This is a genomic window from Glutamicibacter sp. FBE19, assembly GCF_015524875.1.
GTDB lineage: Bacteria > Actinomycetota > Actinomycetes > Actinomycetales > Micrococcaceae > Glutamicibacter > Glutamicibacter halophytocola.
In genome coordinates this window covers 449801-464877 of sequence record NZ_JACKQN010000001.1, presented here as the reverse complement: position 1 = coordinate 464877, position 15077 = coordinate 449801, and the positions used below count along the sequence as shown (strand labels likewise).

Genomic DNA, 15077 nt, shown 5'->3' with positions numbered 1-15077 from the left:
GATTGCTTCTGGACCGACTGTGAGCTTGGCAACTCGCCGCCACGAGATGCCCGATGGCTGCTGTCGCCAATCTGGCGGAAAACCATGATCCCTCCGGGTCAACGAACACATTGGAGATTTTCTCCCTTGTGGCCGGGCAATCCAGCAGCGGAGCTTCGGGATACCCCTATGGGAAACTCACAGTGACATCCCGTAGGATTTTTCCTGTGCTAGATCAATCTTCTTTTCTTTCCTTCGTGACGGACTTTGCGTCGCCGACCGTGGGAGCGGCCTTCCTGCCAGACTGGCTGAACCCGGCTGTCTTCCTGAATAACCCGGAACTCGGACCATGGGTTGTCCTGCTGGTCTGCGTCATTGTCTTCGCCGAAACCGGATTGCTCGTGGGATTCTTCCTGCCAGGCGACTCGATGCTCTTCACCGTCGGCATGCTCATCGCCACCGGAACCATTCACGTACCGCTGTGGCTCTTTGCCCTGGCGATCTTCATCTGCGCCTTCGCCGGTGACCAAACCGGCTACATCATCGGCAGGAAGTCCGGCCCGGCCGTCTTCAACAAGCCGGACTCGCGCTTCTTCTCGCAAAAGAATGTTGAACGCGCCCACGAATTCTTCGAGAAGTTCGGTGGCCGCGCAGTGATCCTGGCACGTTTTGTTCCCGTCGTCCGCACTTTTGTCCCGGTCATCGCTGGCGTGGCCAAGATGGACCACAAGACCTTCGTCACCTTCAACCTGATCGGTGCCGCTCTCTGGGGCATCGGCGTCACGCTGCTGGGCTATTGGCTGGGACAGTTCAGCTGGATCGAAGAGAACATCGACATCATCTTCATTCTGATCGTTCTGCTCTCAGTGATCCCTATCGGCGTTGAATTGCTCAAGGCCCGCAAGCCAAATAAGAGGATCGAAGACTAGTTTCTAAGCACTTCGGCGGCCGAATCGGCCGCCACCCCACTGTACGCCGTGGCGCATCAACCAATTTTCGCAAGGTTGAATGGTGCCGCGGCGTACTCCTTTGCAGACCAAATCCTCGCCCGCATCGATCAGGCGCATCGCCTCGGTGGTTGCCGGCCGCACCACGTTCAGCAGGACTTCGCAGTCGCAATATCCGCCGAGCACCCGCATTTTCTTCTCCAGCGCGCTGGCTCGCGGAGCGCATTCATCACGATAAAAACTGAGCATCCGCAGGCTTCCATCGCAGGCGGCGTCCGAAGCCACCCGATACAAATAGCAGGGCAGGCATTCATGAATCACAGGCCTGGGCAACTCGGACATCAGAACTCCTTGACGCAGTAGTGGCGAGGCCGGTTATTCCGCCGTCCTCGCCACTACTGTCCAACGCCGAGTCCTCCCCGCAGCACGTTGGGAAGCGAACTGTGGACATCTAGCCCAGGGCCAGACTCCGGCGCAGGAACGCGTCCACCCGCTCCAGGGCTTCGGCCACGCGCTCGTATCCGGCGGCAAAAGACAGCCGGATGAACAGATGGCCTTCGAAGGGGTCAAAGTCCCCGCCCGGTGTCAGCGCCACATGCGCATTCTTCAAAACCTCTTGGCAGAAGCCGCTGGCCGACCCAAAATGTTCCAGCACTCCAGGGGCCAACCGGCCATAAAGGTAGAACGCGCCGTCCGCAGGCGCGGCCTGCTCGATGCCCAGCTTCTCCAGGCTGCCGAGCACCAGTTCCCGGGTGCGGGCGAATTCGCCAACGCGCGCGTTCGCTTCTTCCAGGCTCTGCGGGGTAAAGGCGGCCACCGCGGCGCGCTGGGCAGGAGCCGGGGCGCACAGGGCAAGGTTTGATGCGAGTGCATCCACCGCTGGCAGCAAGTCGTCGGGAACGATCATCCAGCCAAGACGCCATCCGGTCATGCCCCAGTACTTGGAGAAGGAAGAAACCACGATGGAAGTCCGCGAATACTCCCATGAGGTGTGGCCCTTGCGCTGCGGGTCGAACTCGATGCCGTGATAGATCTCGTCGCTGATCAGCCGGACCCCATTGGCCTCGCACCACAAGGCCAGCTCCCGCAGCTCCTCGGCGCTGAACATCGTGCCGGTGGGATTGTTCGGCGAGGCCACCACCAGCCCGTCGAGACGGCCATGCTCCTTCTTGGCTTGTTCCAGATTCTTGATGGTGGGCTGGAAGCGTTGTTCGGCGGTGGTCGGCAAGTCCACCACCGTCAGGCCCAAGGCACCAAGGATATTGGCATAGGCCGGATAGCCGGGGCGGGCCAAGGCCACCACATCGCCGGAATCGAAGGCGGCGAGGAAAGAAAGCTGGAAAGCGCCGGAGGATCCGGTGGTCATGACGAAGTTCTTCGCGGGAATCTGCACCGCATAACTGTCACGGTAGTGATCGGCAAGGGCCTGGCGGGTTTCGCTCAGGCCGGCCGTTGAGGTGTAGCCGAAGTCTGCATGCTCGCCGTGCAGCTGTGCTGCCAGCTCATTGACGGCGGCAGGCGCCCCGCCACCCGGTTCGCCAACGCACAGCGAGATCACGTCGTGGCCGGCCTGGCGCATCTTCGTGACCTGTTCAACGATCTGCATCACTTCAAATGGTGCAACCTTGGCGCGCTGGGATACCTGCACTCTTTGTCCTCACTGGTTACTGGTGCGGCGGGCCCGCACGGCCGGGTGAGGCGCGATTCGGCTGATTCGCGCCCACCCAAGTCCCAGCATCCCATGCTACCCCGGTCCTCCCAGCGGCCGGCTCGCGGTTACAACGGCTGCCGGCGCACCGCGCGCAGGACGGTCTTGGCCAGCATCAAGACCAGCAGCAGGACGCCGACATAGCCATTGACCACGTAGACCAGGTTGACCATCTGCGAGAACGGGAGCAGGAGGCCGATGACGGTTCCGGCGACGGCCAAGATGACGGTGAGGTATTTGAAGCCCTGGGTCCGGTCGGCGTAAAACCGCGAGGAGACCGTCCACAGCAGCGGCACGGCGGTGGTGTAGATGCCGGCGAGAATCATCACCGAAATACCAGCGGCCAGGATCGGATTGATGTCGGCGGCCAGCACCAGCATCGGAATTTCTGTGCCGCCCACTCGGGTGATGTTGGCCAGAAGGCCCAAACCGACAATGACGCACGCCAGCGAGAAGACCGTGGCTCCGGTCAGCGCCCCGGCGGTGGCTTCCTTGCGATTGCGCGCGGTCTTGCCCAGAGCGGTCAGGAATGCGGCCAGCCACAGCATGCAGAAGCCAACGTAGGACAGCCCCGACATGAACCAGTTAGTTGATGCCTGGGTCAGATCCAGGGTTGGCAGCAGCGCCTGCCCTTCGGCAATTCCGCTCGGATTGCGCAAGATGCCGATCAGCCCAAGCCCGACGGCAACAACCACGATCAACGGACCGATCTTGCCAATGACATCCACCAGGTTCTTCAAGCCGAACCAGACGCTCAATCCCACCACGATGGCCAGGCCGACGCCGCCAAAGTATTTGGACATTCCATAGTGTTCCTCGAAAACTGCTCCAGCGCCGGCGACCATCACGGTGAAGCTGAGGAAAACGAAGAGGACGGAGAAATAGTCGAAGAAGGTGCCCAGGTATTTGCCACAGTAGTAGTGGAAGATCCTTGACGGCTTCTCGAACTTCTTTGCCTGGCCGACTATGAAGAATTCAACGGCGACGTAGCTCATGAGCAGCAAGACCAGCAGGCCGGTTCCGAAAATTCCGGCATAGCCGTAGGAGGTGAAGTACTGCAGAATCTCCTGTCCCGTGGCGAATCCGGAGCCGATGAGAAAGGCGATAATCGCCTCGGCGTAGGTTGCTACGCGCACCAGCCTTCCCTTTTTGGATGTTGCTTCTGGAACCTGCGTTGATGAAGTGCTGGGCATTCAATTCCCCCGTGATGGCGCAAAGCCATGAAGTGATATATCAATATGACATCAAAGGTATGCGGGGGAAGCAGTCGCGTCAAGGGATTTCTGGAAAGTCGCCGTGGAGTTCTTGCACTTGTAACACGCCTGAGAACTCCGGAACATGTTCCGCCACGCCATGCTTGTTGATCGCTGGGCGACCGGGGAGACTGTAACAAGAGATTCCATGCTGCCCGGGCAGCAATCGGCTGAAAGCAGGAGAAGCGTTGAACGAGCAAAAAGTATTCCATGCCGTCGTTGGCAAAGAGGGCGGCTGGTGGAACATCTGGGTCCCCGAATTGGACCAGGTCACCTGCACCCGGAAGTCCCGCAAGATCGCCAGCTACACCCGCACGCTCATCGCGGCGATCCTCGGCATCCCGGAATCTTCCTTCCGCGTGGAACGCGAACTGGTGAGCGCGGCCGAATTCGAGCGCCGCTATACCGCGGCAGTTCGCAGCACCGATGCGCAGGAAAAACTGTAGTCCTCGCGAAAAGCGAGCAGCAGCGGAACCCACAGTACACGGCAATCCCTGGTGGCCAGCAGCTCGAAGCTGCGTTGTCCTGAACGCCTTGTGCTGCCCGGGTATCAGGACAGCTCGCGTTCCTTCACCGGGTGGCGCGAGAGAATTGAAATCCTGTTGAAGGCGTTCATGGCAACAGCGATCCACTGGATCGCCGCCACCTGCTCATCGGTCAGGACCAGGCGGGCAGAAGCCACCGCGGCAATGCGCTCCTCGGGCTTTGGCAGATCCGTGGCGGCCTCGGCAATGGCCAGCGCCGCGCATTCCTCTTCGCTGAACAAGCCGCCGCATTCATCCCAGGTGCGCAAGAGGTTGATGCGCTGCAGGCTCTCGCCAGCAGCCAACGCCTTGCGGGCATGCAGGTCCAGGCAATAGGCGCAGCCATTGATCTGCGAAACACGCAGGTTCACCAGCTCTGCGGTGCGGTCGCTGACACCGGCGGCGCGGTAGGACTTGGCCACTTCGTTGGAGAACTTTCCAATCGAGTTCCACAGCTCTGGGTTGGTCTTATCAAGAAATAACGGGTCTGAAACGGCCATGATTGAACTTTACCCCGCGCAGCCCATCTCGCGATTCGAGCTACCTGGTTAAAGCACCGCGGAGACCAGAAAACTGGTCTCCGCGAATAATGCTATTTGTCGCCGTCGGCGGCCAGCTGGCCGCAAGCGCCGTCGATTTCCTTGCCGCGGGTATCACGCAAGGTGGTCGGCACGCCCAGCTCGTCGAGGCGGCGAACGAACTTGGAGGTGATATCCGGTTCGCTTCGGGTCCAGATGGAACCCGGAACCGGGTTCAGCGGAATCGGGTTCACATGCACCCAGCCGCGGCCGCGGGCATTGAGCTTCTTGGCCAGCATTTCTGCGCGCCATTCGTGATCGTTCATGTCCTTGATCAGCGCGTACTCGATGGAAACGCGGCGACCGGTCTTCACGTAGTAGTCGAAGGCGGCATCCAGCGCCTCGTCGACCTTCCAGCGGGAGTTGACCGGGATCAGCTCGTCGCGCAGCTCGTCATCCGGCGCGTGCAGGGACAACGCGAAGGTCACTGGGACGTTCTCATCAGCCAGCTTGCGGATGGCCGGAACCAGCCCCACGGTGGACACGGTGATGCCGCGGGCGCTCATGCCCAGGCCTTCGGGGGCTTCGGCGACCATGCGGTGCACGGCGTTCATGACGCGCTTGTAGTTGGCCAGCGGCTCGCCCATGCCCATGAACACGATGTTGCCAACGCGCTCGTCCGGGTGCTTCTGGCCGCCCAGTCCGCCTTCGGCGATCACGCGGTTGGCCTGGACGATCTGGTCCAGGATTTCCGCGGTGGACATGTTGCGGGTCAGCCCGGCCTGGCCGGTGGCGCAGAATGGGCAGTTCATGCCGCAGCCGCACTGCGAGGAGATGCACAGGGTGATGCGGTTCGGGTAGCGCATCAGCACGGATTCGACCAGCGAGCCGTCGAAGAGGCGCCAGAGGAACTTGATGGTCTTGCCATCATCGGTCTCCAGGCGCTTGACCTCGGTGAGCAACTTCGGGAACATGGCCTGGACCAGTTCCTCGCGGCGATCCTTGGGAAGGTCGCTCATCTTCTCGGGGTCGGTGGTGTAGTGCTGGAAGTAGTGCACCGAAAGCTGCTTGGCGCGGAATGCCGGCAGGCCCAAGGCCTTCAGCTCGGCCTGGCGCTCGGCCAGAGTGAGGTCGGCGAGGTGCGTGGGCGGCTGGGAGACCCGGCGCTTGGTCGAGAACTGCAGTTCCGGGCGGCCATCGGCGCCCATCTCCTGCTTCCAGCCTTCTGCGGTGGGAATCACCTGCGAACGGCCTTCGGCATTGGCGCGGGACTTGGAAATGCGCAGCTGCTGGGCACGCTGAGCAGCAGCCTGCTCGGTACGCAGCGCCTTGCGCTCAACGGCGGTCAGTGTGGTGGAGTCGCTGGAAGTCATTACTACCTATTGTTTCACGTATCCGGGCAGTATTGGCGGTGAGTTTGGGCACGCGATAATGGTGCTGCACCGCCAGCTTAGCGCCAGTGCAGCACCACAGGATTCGAGCGACTAGAACTTGCAGAATTGTTTCACCTGGTCAATCTTTCCCACACCGCCGGCCAGGTCCAGTTCGCCCACTTGGCCACTGGTGACCACGGCAGGACGTTCCTTATCAGTGCGAACACACTCTTCCTGCCGATCCTTGGTAGTCACCACGTCGCCGGTGGCATCCATGGTGACATTCAGCTCTCGTGCTTGCCCCCAGATCGGCTCGCCCGTCTCGGATTCTCCTTCATAGACGCGAACTGTGGCATCAATCGTGGCCTGCGAGAGTTTCTTATCGACACTCACTTCCGCATCGTAGGCATACATGCCGACGATCCCCACTTCTTCTCTCTAATAGTGATTGGCAGGTCTGGTACCCGCTGGCAGGATAGATACCGCCCACAATGATGTGACCCACCACTTCTCTGCCTCAGTTCCACTGATGGCTTTGGTGTGACTCGTCCGCCATTATGGGTGGCATCAGTCCAGCCCCTTGCCTTGGCTTGATAAAAGGTTGACCGTACCGAATAGTGCGTGTCTCGTTAGAGAGTTGCCTGACAAGACCCGAAGCCCAGACCGATGCCACAATCAACGGCACCGAAGGAAAAGAGGGTCTTCCATCATGACCATCGTGGTTGAAGCATACGACTTCGTCATCGGCATCGACACCCACGCGCGCACCCATACCTACGCCATCATCAACACTTGCACCGGAGCAAGAATTGGATGCGAAACGTTCCCAGTGACCAACAACGGCATGAACCGCGCCGTTTCCTGGATCAGCAGAAACACACACGGCCAAACTCTGGCAGCCGTCGAGGGGACGAACTCCTACGGCTCCTCGATCCGACGTACCCTGGCCAAAGCAAACATCGACGTAGCCGAAGTGAAACCGCCTCGGAAACGAACCAGATATGGCGTCGGGAAAACAGATCAAATCGACGCTACCGCCGCGGCGATGAGCGCGCTTGGCACCGAGCTCACTTCGCTGCTGCATCCGCGTGATGATGGGGCACGAGCTGCCATTAGTGTCTTGCTTGCTGCACGTCGCCGAGTCGAAGAGCAATGCACCGCCGACCGCAATGCACTGAACGCGCTCGTGCGCCAGATCGATTTGGGACTCGATTCTCGCAAAGCGCTCACTGATGCCCAGATAACCGATATCAGCAACTGGCGGCTTCGCGAAAGCGATAATGTTGAGCAGCGTATTGCCCGTGCTGAAGCAGTCGATCTAGCGAAATCCATTCAGATATTCCATACTCGGTCGAAGGAGATCAAGAGCGAGTTAGCGATCTTGGACGAACAATTGGCCCCACGGATGCAGTCCCAGCTCGGTATGGGTCCAGTGACAGTCGGAATCATTCTTGCCGCCTACTCGCATCCAGGACGGATCCGCTCAGAGGCCGCCTTCGCCGCACTAGCTGGCGTCGCACCATTGGAAGCTTCCTCCGGCAATACCAAGCGTCATCGCTTGAACCGTGGAGGCGACCGCCAGCTGAACATGGCCTTGGACATCATCATCAAAACCCGCATGAGACTGGATGAAGCCACGAAGGCCTACGTAGAACGCAGAACCGCAGAAGGACGCACCTACCGGGAAATCAAACGTAGCCTGAAACGCTACCTGGCTCGCTCTATCTTCCGGCAACTGGAACGACTGATGAGTTGACATCACCCATAAAAGGGTCACACCCGCTATCAGGTTCCCATGACGGCAGTTGTCCCTCAGGGCAGTTGAAGCTCACCACCGCAACATCGCTGAAGCCGTTCGTGTTCCCCGAAAAGCCGATCAGGTGCGAGGTTCCAGCAAACCCCTCCAATTCTCCCACCTGGGCAATCTCGGCAGTGACCCAGGTGGCAGTGCTCTTTTCGGGCGGTGCTGCAGAGGCTGGTGCGAATGCGGTCACTGCCAGCGCCGCGGCACCGGTTACGGACAGAATTCCGCGAAATTTCAATGACATGCTGATCCCCTTCTCGCTCCGCATGCGCCGTTGCATGCGAATGTAGGCTCAGCCAGTTTGTTCCCCGCAATCCATTAATGCAATAGATGGATATAACAGTTACGGTTCTGATACCAGCGCCTGACAATGGGCCCGATTTCCACTCTTCTGGATCAGGGGAAGTCACCCAGACAGGTCATCAATATTTGCTTGGGGCCCTGCACTCCGCTCGACCGCAGTGAGGCAACCTGGAACCACCGCTGGCCAGCGCAAAAGGCCTGCGGCGCGAAGGGCACGCCATTCGCGATGGCCAAACACCGCTAGGCATCCGAAAAGAATCCAGCTTGTTATCTCTTCGCAATACCCGCACGCGCCCTTCGACCCCGCGCCGCGACCAGCAGAGCGCGCTGAAAATGATGATTCGTGCGATCAATCCAGATCACCGGAATACACGAAGAGGCCACCGGGGCCAAGGCATCACTGCACCTGCCGGAGGGGATCCGTCGGATCATCCGTGACGGCCAGTTCTGCCCCGGCGGCTGGCGAAGCCCTCATAGCCATCTGTTCGGGTCGCGGACTCTTTGTCCCCGGCCTTCCTTGTCCAGCAACTCGGTGGCCTGCCCTGCACTCGCTACCGCGCCACAGGACAGGCAGCCATGAATGACGGATCGACCGGTTCCTGAGCTTGATCAGCTAGAAGTAGCTCGATTTTGAGGCTGTCGGAATTACGCGTTCACTGGTGATAATGACGTTCATCGTTGCGACGGCCCGCTGCACAGAATCAGCCGCCGGGGTGTCCTGGGCGATCTCGGCAATGCGTTCTCGCGCCTGGGGTTCGCTCATGGAGGATAGCTCTTCGGCCAGGACCTGGCGTGTTTTGCCCGTGGCTTGCAGAATGCACAACACCGCAGAGTCGCTGACGCCAGCCGTCTTCTCCCCGTGGATTTCGGCGGCAAGGTCGTTGCGGATCTGGCGCTCGATTTGGTCATTGAGCACATGAACGCGCTCCTTGCCCAACCCGAGCATGCTCCGCGCGCCGTATTCGACGATGCCTTGCCTGGCCAAAGAATCAGTCACCCGCCGGACATTGCACAGCGAAGGGATTTTCACTGCTTCGCCAAGAGTGGTGACTGCCTTTTTCTCCAGCTTTTCCAGCGGAGCGGCCAATACCGGATCAGGGCAGGGACCGGCTCCGATGAACTGGATCCGGGAATCGGGGTCCTTGCTGAAAGCGATCCGGCCGGCAATCATCAGGTCCGAGAGCACCGCGGCGTTCATCCCGTATCCCGCAGCTGACATGACTGCTTCTGGCTTGTGGCGGTTGTCGGCCATCAGCAAGTAGAGCTTTTCTGAGATCAACATGCCTACAGGCTACCGATTCCACCCCGGTCGCGTCCTCAGTCTTTTGACGGATATTAGGATTTGGCCGGCAGCTGGGATTCTTCGGCGAGCCGTGCTTGATTCCGTTCTTCGCCATCGCGCGTCATGGCGGCAGTGGTTCGGATGAAGACCGAAATCCACGAGAACATGATGGCCACGACAGACAGCTCGAAACCGGTCAGGTTGTAGTAGGACCAGTCGTGCCACAGGATGAAGGCCGCCCACACGGCTGCCACCGCGGCAATGGACATCATGTGGAAGACGGCAGGGTACCCCGGAAGCAATACCGCGGTGCCCGCCAGAAGGATGATCATGGCCACCGAGGCCATTTGGACAAAGCCAGAATGCACCTGCGTCGATACATTCACCGGCACCATCCCGATGCCGACAATTGCGGTGGCCACCACCACCAGGCACCAGCGCACAATCCTCGGGCGCGGCCGAAGCCTTCTGGCCAACCGGTATCTGCGCAACGCGGGCCGGCAACGGTAGGTCCGGGAGAGCAGCACCAGATCGCGGGTGAGGAACTCGGTGAAGGCCGCCAGCACCAGCCCGGAAATAATCAGCGTCAGGTTGAAGGTCCAAAATGATCCGTGGCCAGCTTGCGAGGTGCCCAGGAACGAAAACATGCTGCGCCACCAGCCCTGGTCTTCGGCCAGCAGCATGCTGATCAGCACCCCTGCCGCCATGAAGATCCCCAGCACCACCGACAAGGTTTCCGCGCTGGTGCGCGCGGTGGCCACCAAGCACAAATAGGCGCTCAGGCCCGTCACCGCGCTGACTGCCAATCCGCCGGCCAGGACATCAAGGCGCAGGCCGAGGAAGGCTTGCTGGAAGAGGTGGAAGAGCACCAGGATGATCATCACCGAGCTGGCTGCATGCACCAGGATCAGGCCTATGGCAGTGATCAGCTGGCGCCATGCCGGGATGCGGCGCAGCCAGGGTTCGCGGTGCCTGAGGATGAAGCGGAAGGCATAGGCGCTGCTGGATGCCGCCGCGGTCGCCCCGCAGATCGCGGAAACCAGCCCCACCGACCAGCGCCCGAAGAGCGCGGGGCGTTCGCCGGCGAAAAAGATGAGTCCGGCGGCGAGCCCGAAAATGGAGCAGATCAGCCCCGCCCAGAGCGCGCGGCGCTCAATGTCGAGTTCGGTGATTCGGCGGCTGGCGGTGGCATCGGGATACTGGTATGGCACGCACCCATTCTCCCATTAGCTGTAGCAAAGCTGTATCGGCTTGCGCCCGGGGTCAGTGGCCTAAGAGCGCGATGATGCCTTCGGCCATCAGGCTGATGGCTCCGCCAAAGGCGATCAGCACCACGAAGGCCCGGCTGTACTTGGCCGGGATTTTTGGTGCCAGATAGTTCCCCAGCAGGATTCCTACGAGCATGGCGCCGAAACAGGCCACCCACTGGGTCCAATGAAGGTGCGGCAACCCGCCCTTGGCCAGCAGGGAGGTGCTGGAGAGCACCAGGAAATACAGCTGAACGGAGATCGCGAACTTCGCCTGCGGCCACCGGCTGGCCACGGCGTATCCGGCGATGGCCGGGCCGGAGACCCCTGCGGTCACCGACATGAAACCGGAAATGGCGCCGGCCCCAATGGCCATGGGTTTGCCCTGGGCTGCCGGAAGGTTGCGGATCAGGAAGCTGGAGACCAGCGCGAGGATCACCATGACCGCGATGCCGATGGACAGCCACGGGCCGTCCACGCGGGCGGCGACCCACGCGCCGGGAATGGTCATGAGCATCGCCGGAACCAGGAGCAGCGCCACTTTCTTGTACTCCACCTGGCGGAAGACCTGGAGGAAAATCAGCAGGCTGCTGCAGGCGCCCAGCAGGTTGACCAGCGTAATTCCCGCGTGCGGACCGAGCACGATGACCAGAAAGGGCGAGGCCACCAGCGCGAAGCCCATCCCGGAGATGCGCTGGGTGGAAGCTCCGACGAATACCGCTGCCGCCAGCGAGATCACTGCCGCCAGTTGCACGCTCTGCTCCACGCCGCCTCCACATCCTTGTTGTTCCCCAACTATTACGTTAGTGCACGCGCAATGCGTCCGTTGACCTGACGGCGGCCTGGCCAAGGATCTAGGCTGGAAAAGTGAGCAACGACGTAGAATTCCTGATCATTGGCGGCGGAGCGATGGGCAGCGCGACCGCCCTGTCCCTGGCGCAACGCGGGCACGAGGTGCTGCTGCTGGAGCGCTTTGAGCCCGGGCACCTGAACGGCGCTTCGCATGGAACCACCCGGAATTTCAATCCCGCCTACGGTCGGCCTGAGTACCTGCGCCTGCTGCAGCGGTCCAACACCCTGTGGGATGAGATCTCCGCGCAGGCCGGCACCCGGCTGCTGCACCGCACCGGGCTGGTGAACCACGGCATCGTGGCCGAACAGCGCCAGATGCACGAAGTTCTGGCTGGAGCCGGATTTGCCAGCGAACTGCTGGGCATCGACGAGGCCGAGGCGCGCTTTGGCGGGCTGAAATTTGAAACCGAGGTCCTGCACATCCCCTCCGGCGGGCAGATCAACGCCGATGCAACGCTGGTCGCCTTGCAGGAATTGGCGGCCCAGGCCGGCGCGGACATCAGGCATTCGCACCGGGTCACCGGCATCGAGGTCCTCGACGAGGGGCAGGCGGCGGTGCAGGTCTCCAGCGCCGCGGGCGAAGAGACCCTGCACGCCCGCCAAGTGGTTCTCACCGCCGGGGCCTGGACCCAGCAGCTGCTGGGCACCGGTTCGCTTCCGGCGATCCACGTCACCGAAGAGCATCCGGTGCACTTTGCGCTGCGCGGGGAGCCGGGCAATTTCCCGGGCTTCAACCACATCCTCGATGGCAGCAGGGATATCGGGTCCCCGGTGTTCGGCCCGGTCTACGGCATGCATACCCCCGGGCAGGGCATCAAGGCCGGCTGGCACGGTTCGGGGCGCGTGGTGGATCCCGAGTACCGCCCGCACCAGGTGCTCGCGGAGCAGACCCGCGCCCTGCAGCGCTATGCCGAGAAGTGGCTGCCGGGCGTGGACCCGGACGACTTCGAGCCGGTTTCCTGCACCTACGCCAATACCGAAGACGAGCACTTCATCCTGGACAAGCTCGGCCCCATCACCATCGGCGCGGGGTTCAGCGGCCACGGCTTCAAATTCGTTCCGGCCATTGGCGAATACCTTGCCGATCTGGCCCTGGGAACCCGGGGCGCCGAGGCATTATTTGCGGCCTCCGGGCCCGCGCGTGCGCCATTGTTCCTGGAACGCCGGCGCACGCTGGGCCTGGCCTAGCCCGGCGGCCTAGTCGCGCGGCAGCTGCTGGGTGATGCAGTGGATGCCGCCGCCCCGGGCGAACAGCTCGCGCGCATCCACGCTGAGCACTTGGCGCCCCGGGTAGGCCTCGGCCAGGATCCGCGCGGCCTGCTGGTCGTTCGGATCGTCAAAGGCGCAGGCGATCACCCCGCCATTGGTGACCAGGTGGTTGATGTACGAGTAATCCACCCAGCCCTCGTCATCGCGCAGCACGCTCGGGGCAGGCACGGCGATGAGCTCGAGCTGGCGGCCCTGCGCGTCGGTGGATTCCGCCAGGCGCTGGCGGACCTCTTGGGAGATCAGGTAGTCCGGGTGCTGCGGGTTTTGCTGGTCGTGATAGAGCACCACGCCGGGGGCGGCGAAGCAGGCCACGATGTCCACGTGCCCGCGGGTGCCGAACTCCTCGTTGTCCCGGGTCAGCCCGCGGTCCAGCCAGATGACCTTGGAGACCCCGAGCTGCCGGGCGAATTCCGCCTCGATGCCAGCCTCGGTGGCGTTCGGGTTGCGCCCCGGATCCAGTTGCACGCTGCGGGTGGCGAGCATAGTGCCCTCGCCGTCCACGTGGATGCCGCCGCCCTCGTTGGTGATCGATGCCTGCACGCGGGTGATGCCCTCAAGGCCAGCCACCGCGGCGGCGACCTTCGAGTCCTTGCCCCAGGCGGCCCAGGACTGGGCGCCCCAGCCGTTGAAGTTCCAGTCGATGGCCGACCACGTGCCTTCCTCGTCGCGCACGAACGTCGGGCCGATATCGCGCATCCAGGCGTCGTCGAGCTCATGGATCGCGTAGTCGACGGCGTCGCCCAGGTGGCGGCGGGCGTCCACCTCGGCCGACGGGTCGACCACCATGGTCACCGGGGTGAAGGCCGCTACCGCGCGGGCCACGTTGGCCCAAGTGGTGCGGGCCGCCTCGGCCTCTTCTTCGGTGTCCCCCAGGGTGTAGCCGTTGGAGGGAAAGGCCATGTAGATGCGCTGATGCGCCTCGGTTTCAGCAGGCATGAAGAGCTTAGGCATGTGCGCCTTCCTCCTGCTCGCCCAGGGCCGAGTCGTTGCGCTGCCGGGTCATCGCGCCGTAGGTCTCGGGGCGGCGGGTTCGCAGGAACGGGAAGAGCGTGAGCCAGTCGCGGCGGGCGTCCAGGTCCAAGGCCGCCACCAGCACCGCGGATTCATCGCGCGGGGCGCGGGCCAGGATGCGCCCGTAGGGATCGGAGATGAAGGAGGAGCCGTAGAATTCCAAGGCGCCCTCATTGCCCCAGCGGTTGGGCACCACCATGAACAGGCCGTTGGCGATGCCGTTGCCGATGATGGTCTGGCGCCACAGCGGCTCGGTATCGAAGTCCGGATGGTCAGGCTCGGAGCCGATGGCGGTGGGGTAGGCCAGCAGGTCGGCTCCGGCCAGCGAGTAGATGCGCGGCGGTTCGCTGAACCACTCGTCCCAGCAGGTGGGCAGGCCCATGGCCAGATCGCCCAGCTCGGGCACGCGGTGCACCGGGTAGGGATCCTCGTTGGGTCCTTCGCGGAAGTACTTGTCCTCGTAGTAGCCGGCGGTGCGCGGAATGTGCAGCTTGTTGGTGGCGGCAGCCAGCTCCCCCGCAGGAGAAACGATGATGGCGGTGTTCAGGCCCAGCCCATCGCTTCCAGGTGCAGTGCGGAACAAGGAAATGTGCACGTGGATCTGGTAGGCGGCGGCCATCTTCTTGGCGAAGCCGAAGGTCCTGCCGGTCATCAGATCCTCGGCGGTGGCATCGGCCGCCCCGGCCTCGGGGACTTCGAAGGCTGGGTACTTGCTCAGCGTCAGTTCGGGCAGGAAGACGATTTTTGCGCCGTGCTTGGCCGCGGACTTGATGCCTTCTTCCAGCTCGGCTTCGGTGTCGGCGGGGTTTTCATGCCAGCGGTGCTGGACCAGCGCCACCCTCAGCATGCCGCGCTGGGCATCGTCGACGCGTGCCGGGGAGACTGGCGGATTCAGGGACAGGATTTCTTGCATGGTTCACCTTCACGGTATTAAACGAATGTGATTCGTTTTTTAGAATAGATGCTTCGCGGCAGCCAAATCAAGAGTTTTAACGAATGACTTTCGT

16 protein-coding genes are annotated in these 15077 nt (G+C 62.1%); 4 read left to right on the top strand and 12 right to left on the bottom strand.

From position 1 onward, the window contains the following. Nucleotides 1-236 precede the first annotated feature (236 nt). Nucleotides 237-908: a VTT domain-containing protein gene (locus tag H6F58_RS02115; RefSeq protein WP_348536357.1), complete on the top strand. Its 672-nt coding sequence runs from the start codon at nucleotides 237-239 to the stop codon at nucleotides 906-908. A 3-nt stretch (nucleotides 909-911) separates the two neighbouring features. Here the strand turns inward: H6F58_RS02115 and H6F58_RS02110 are convergent, their stop codons facing one another. The 3 genes from H6F58_RS02110 to H6F58_RS02100 form a co-directional block, all read right to left on the bottom strand. Next, nucleotides 912-1268: a DUF2695 domain-containing protein gene (locus H6F58_RS02110; RefSeq protein ID WP_146276508.1), complete on the bottom strand. Its 357-nt coding sequence runs from the start codon at nucleotides 1266-1268 to the stop codon at nucleotides 912-914. Between the two features lie 109 nt (nucleotides 1269-1377). Next, on the bottom strand, nucleotides 1378-2574 hold the full coding sequence (locus H6F58_RS02105; protein WP_146276510.1) for an aminotransferase class I/II-fold pyridoxal phosphate-dependent enzyme: 1197 nt from the start codon (nucleotides 2572-2574) through the stop codon (nucleotides 1378-1380). A gap of 128 nt (nucleotides 2575-2702) precedes the next feature. Continuing rightward, on the bottom strand, nucleotides 2703-3827 hold the full coding sequence (locus H6F58_RS02100; RefSeq protein ID WP_195180993.1) for a hypothetical protein: 1125 nt from the start codon (nucleotides 3825-3827) through the stop codon (nucleotides 2703-2705). A gap of 248 nt (nucleotides 3828-4075) precedes the next feature. Here H6F58_RS02100 and H6F58_RS02095 point away from each other — a divergent pair, with 248 nt between their 5' ends. Beyond that, complete coding sequence (locus H6F58_RS02095) at nucleotides 4076-4333, top strand: hypothetical protein (protein ID WP_146276514.1); 258 nt, start codon at nucleotides 4076-4078, stop codon at nucleotides 4331-4333. Nucleotides 4334-4437: 104 nt separating this feature from the next. Here the strand turns inward: H6F58_RS02095 and H6F58_RS02090 are convergent, their stop codons facing one another. The 3 genes from H6F58_RS02090 to H6F58_RS02080 all read right to left on the bottom strand — a co-directional run bounded on the left by H6F58_RS02090 (nucleotide 4438) and on the right by H6F58_RS02080 (nucleotide 6695). Beyond that, nucleotides 4438-4911 carry a carboxymuconolactone decarboxylase family protein gene (locus tag H6F58_RS02090; protein ID WP_195180992.1) on the bottom strand — a complete coding sequence of 158 codons (474 nt, stop codon included), beginning with the start codon at nucleotides 4909-4911 and terminating at the stop codon, nucleotides 4438-4440. A 92-nt stretch (nucleotides 4912-5003) separates the two neighbouring features. Beyond that, nucleotides 5004-6302, bottom strand: a complete 1299-nt coding sequence (gene rlmN / locus H6F58_RS02085) for a 23S rRNA (adenine(2503)-C(2))-methyltransferase RlmN (RefSeq protein ID WP_244652227.1) — start codon at nucleotides 6300-6302, stop codon at nucleotides 5004-5006. Between the two features lie 111 nt (nucleotides 6303-6413). Continuing rightward, complete coding sequence (locus H6F58_RS02080) at nucleotides 6414-6695, bottom strand: hypothetical protein (protein ID WP_186467952.1); 282 nt, start codon at nucleotides 6693-6695, stop codon at nucleotides 6414-6416. Nucleotides 6696-7011: 316 nt separating this feature from the next. Here H6F58_RS02080 and H6F58_RS02075 point away from each other — a divergent pair, with 316 nt between their 5' ends. Next, nucleotides 7012-8058 carry an IS110 family transposase gene (locus tag H6F58_RS02075; protein ID WP_146276523.1) on the top strand — a complete coding sequence of 349 codons (1047 nt, stop codon included), beginning with the start codon at nucleotides 7012-7014 and terminating at the stop codon, nucleotides 8056-8058. Here the strand turns inward: H6F58_RS02075 and H6F58_RS02070 are convergent. The 4 genes from H6F58_RS02070 to H6F58_RS02055 all read right to left on the bottom strand — a co-directional run bounded on the left by H6F58_RS02070 (nucleotide 8024) and on the right by H6F58_RS02055 (nucleotide 11704). Beyond that, complete coding sequence (locus H6F58_RS02070) at nucleotides 8024-8350, bottom strand: hypothetical protein (protein ID WP_195180991.1); 327 nt, start codon at nucleotides 8348-8350, stop codon at nucleotides 8024-8026. The genes H6F58_RS02075 and H6F58_RS02070 overlap by 35 nt on opposite strands. 672 nt (nucleotides 8351-9022) lie before the next feature. Beyond that, nucleotides 9023-9691: a GPP34 family phosphoprotein gene (locus tag H6F58_RS02065; RefSeq protein ID WP_060702761.1), complete on the bottom strand. Its 669-nt coding sequence runs from the start codon at nucleotides 9689-9691 to the stop codon at nucleotides 9023-9025. A 53-nt stretch (nucleotides 9692-9744) separates the two neighbouring features. Further along, nucleotides 9745-10902: a hypothetical protein gene (locus tag H6F58_RS02060; protein ID WP_195180990.1), complete on the bottom strand. Its 1158-nt coding sequence runs from the start codon at nucleotides 10900-10902 to the stop codon at nucleotides 9745-9747. Nucleotides 10903-10954: 52 nt separating this feature from the next. Continuing rightward, nucleotides 10955-11704, bottom strand: a complete 750-nt coding sequence (locus H6F58_RS02055) for a sulfite exporter TauE/SafE family protein (RefSeq protein WP_060702763.1) — start codon at nucleotides 11702-11704, stop codon at nucleotides 10955-10957. 101 nt (nucleotides 11705-11805) lie between these two features. On the opposite strand from H6F58_RS02055, the gene H6F58_RS02050 reads away from it, so the two are divergent. Further along, the gene (locus tag H6F58_RS02050; protein ID WP_195180989.1) at nucleotides 11806-12978 is read left to right on the top strand and encodes an FAD-dependent oxidoreductase; all 1173 of its coding nucleotides are present in this window, start codon (nucleotides 11806-11808) and stop codon (nucleotides 12976-12978) included. A 9-nt stretch (nucleotides 12979-12987) separates the two neighbouring features. On the opposite strand, the gene H6F58_RS02045 is transcribed toward H6F58_RS02050, so the two are convergent. Next, a complete protein-coding gene (locus H6F58_RS02045; RefSeq protein WP_244652226.1) occupies nucleotides 12988-14010 on the bottom strand; it encodes an agmatine deiminase family protein in 1023 nt (340 codons plus the stop codon). Then, nucleotides 14003-14983 (bottom strand): nitrilase-related carbon-nitrogen hydrolase, encoded by a 981-nt coding sequence (locus tag H6F58_RS02040; protein WP_060702765.1) that lies wholly within the window; start codon nucleotides 14981-14983, stop codon nucleotides 14003-14005. Before H6F58_RS02040 ends, H6F58_RS02045 begins: the two co-directional genes overlap by 8 nt. Nucleotides 14984-15077: the final 94 nt, after the last annotated feature.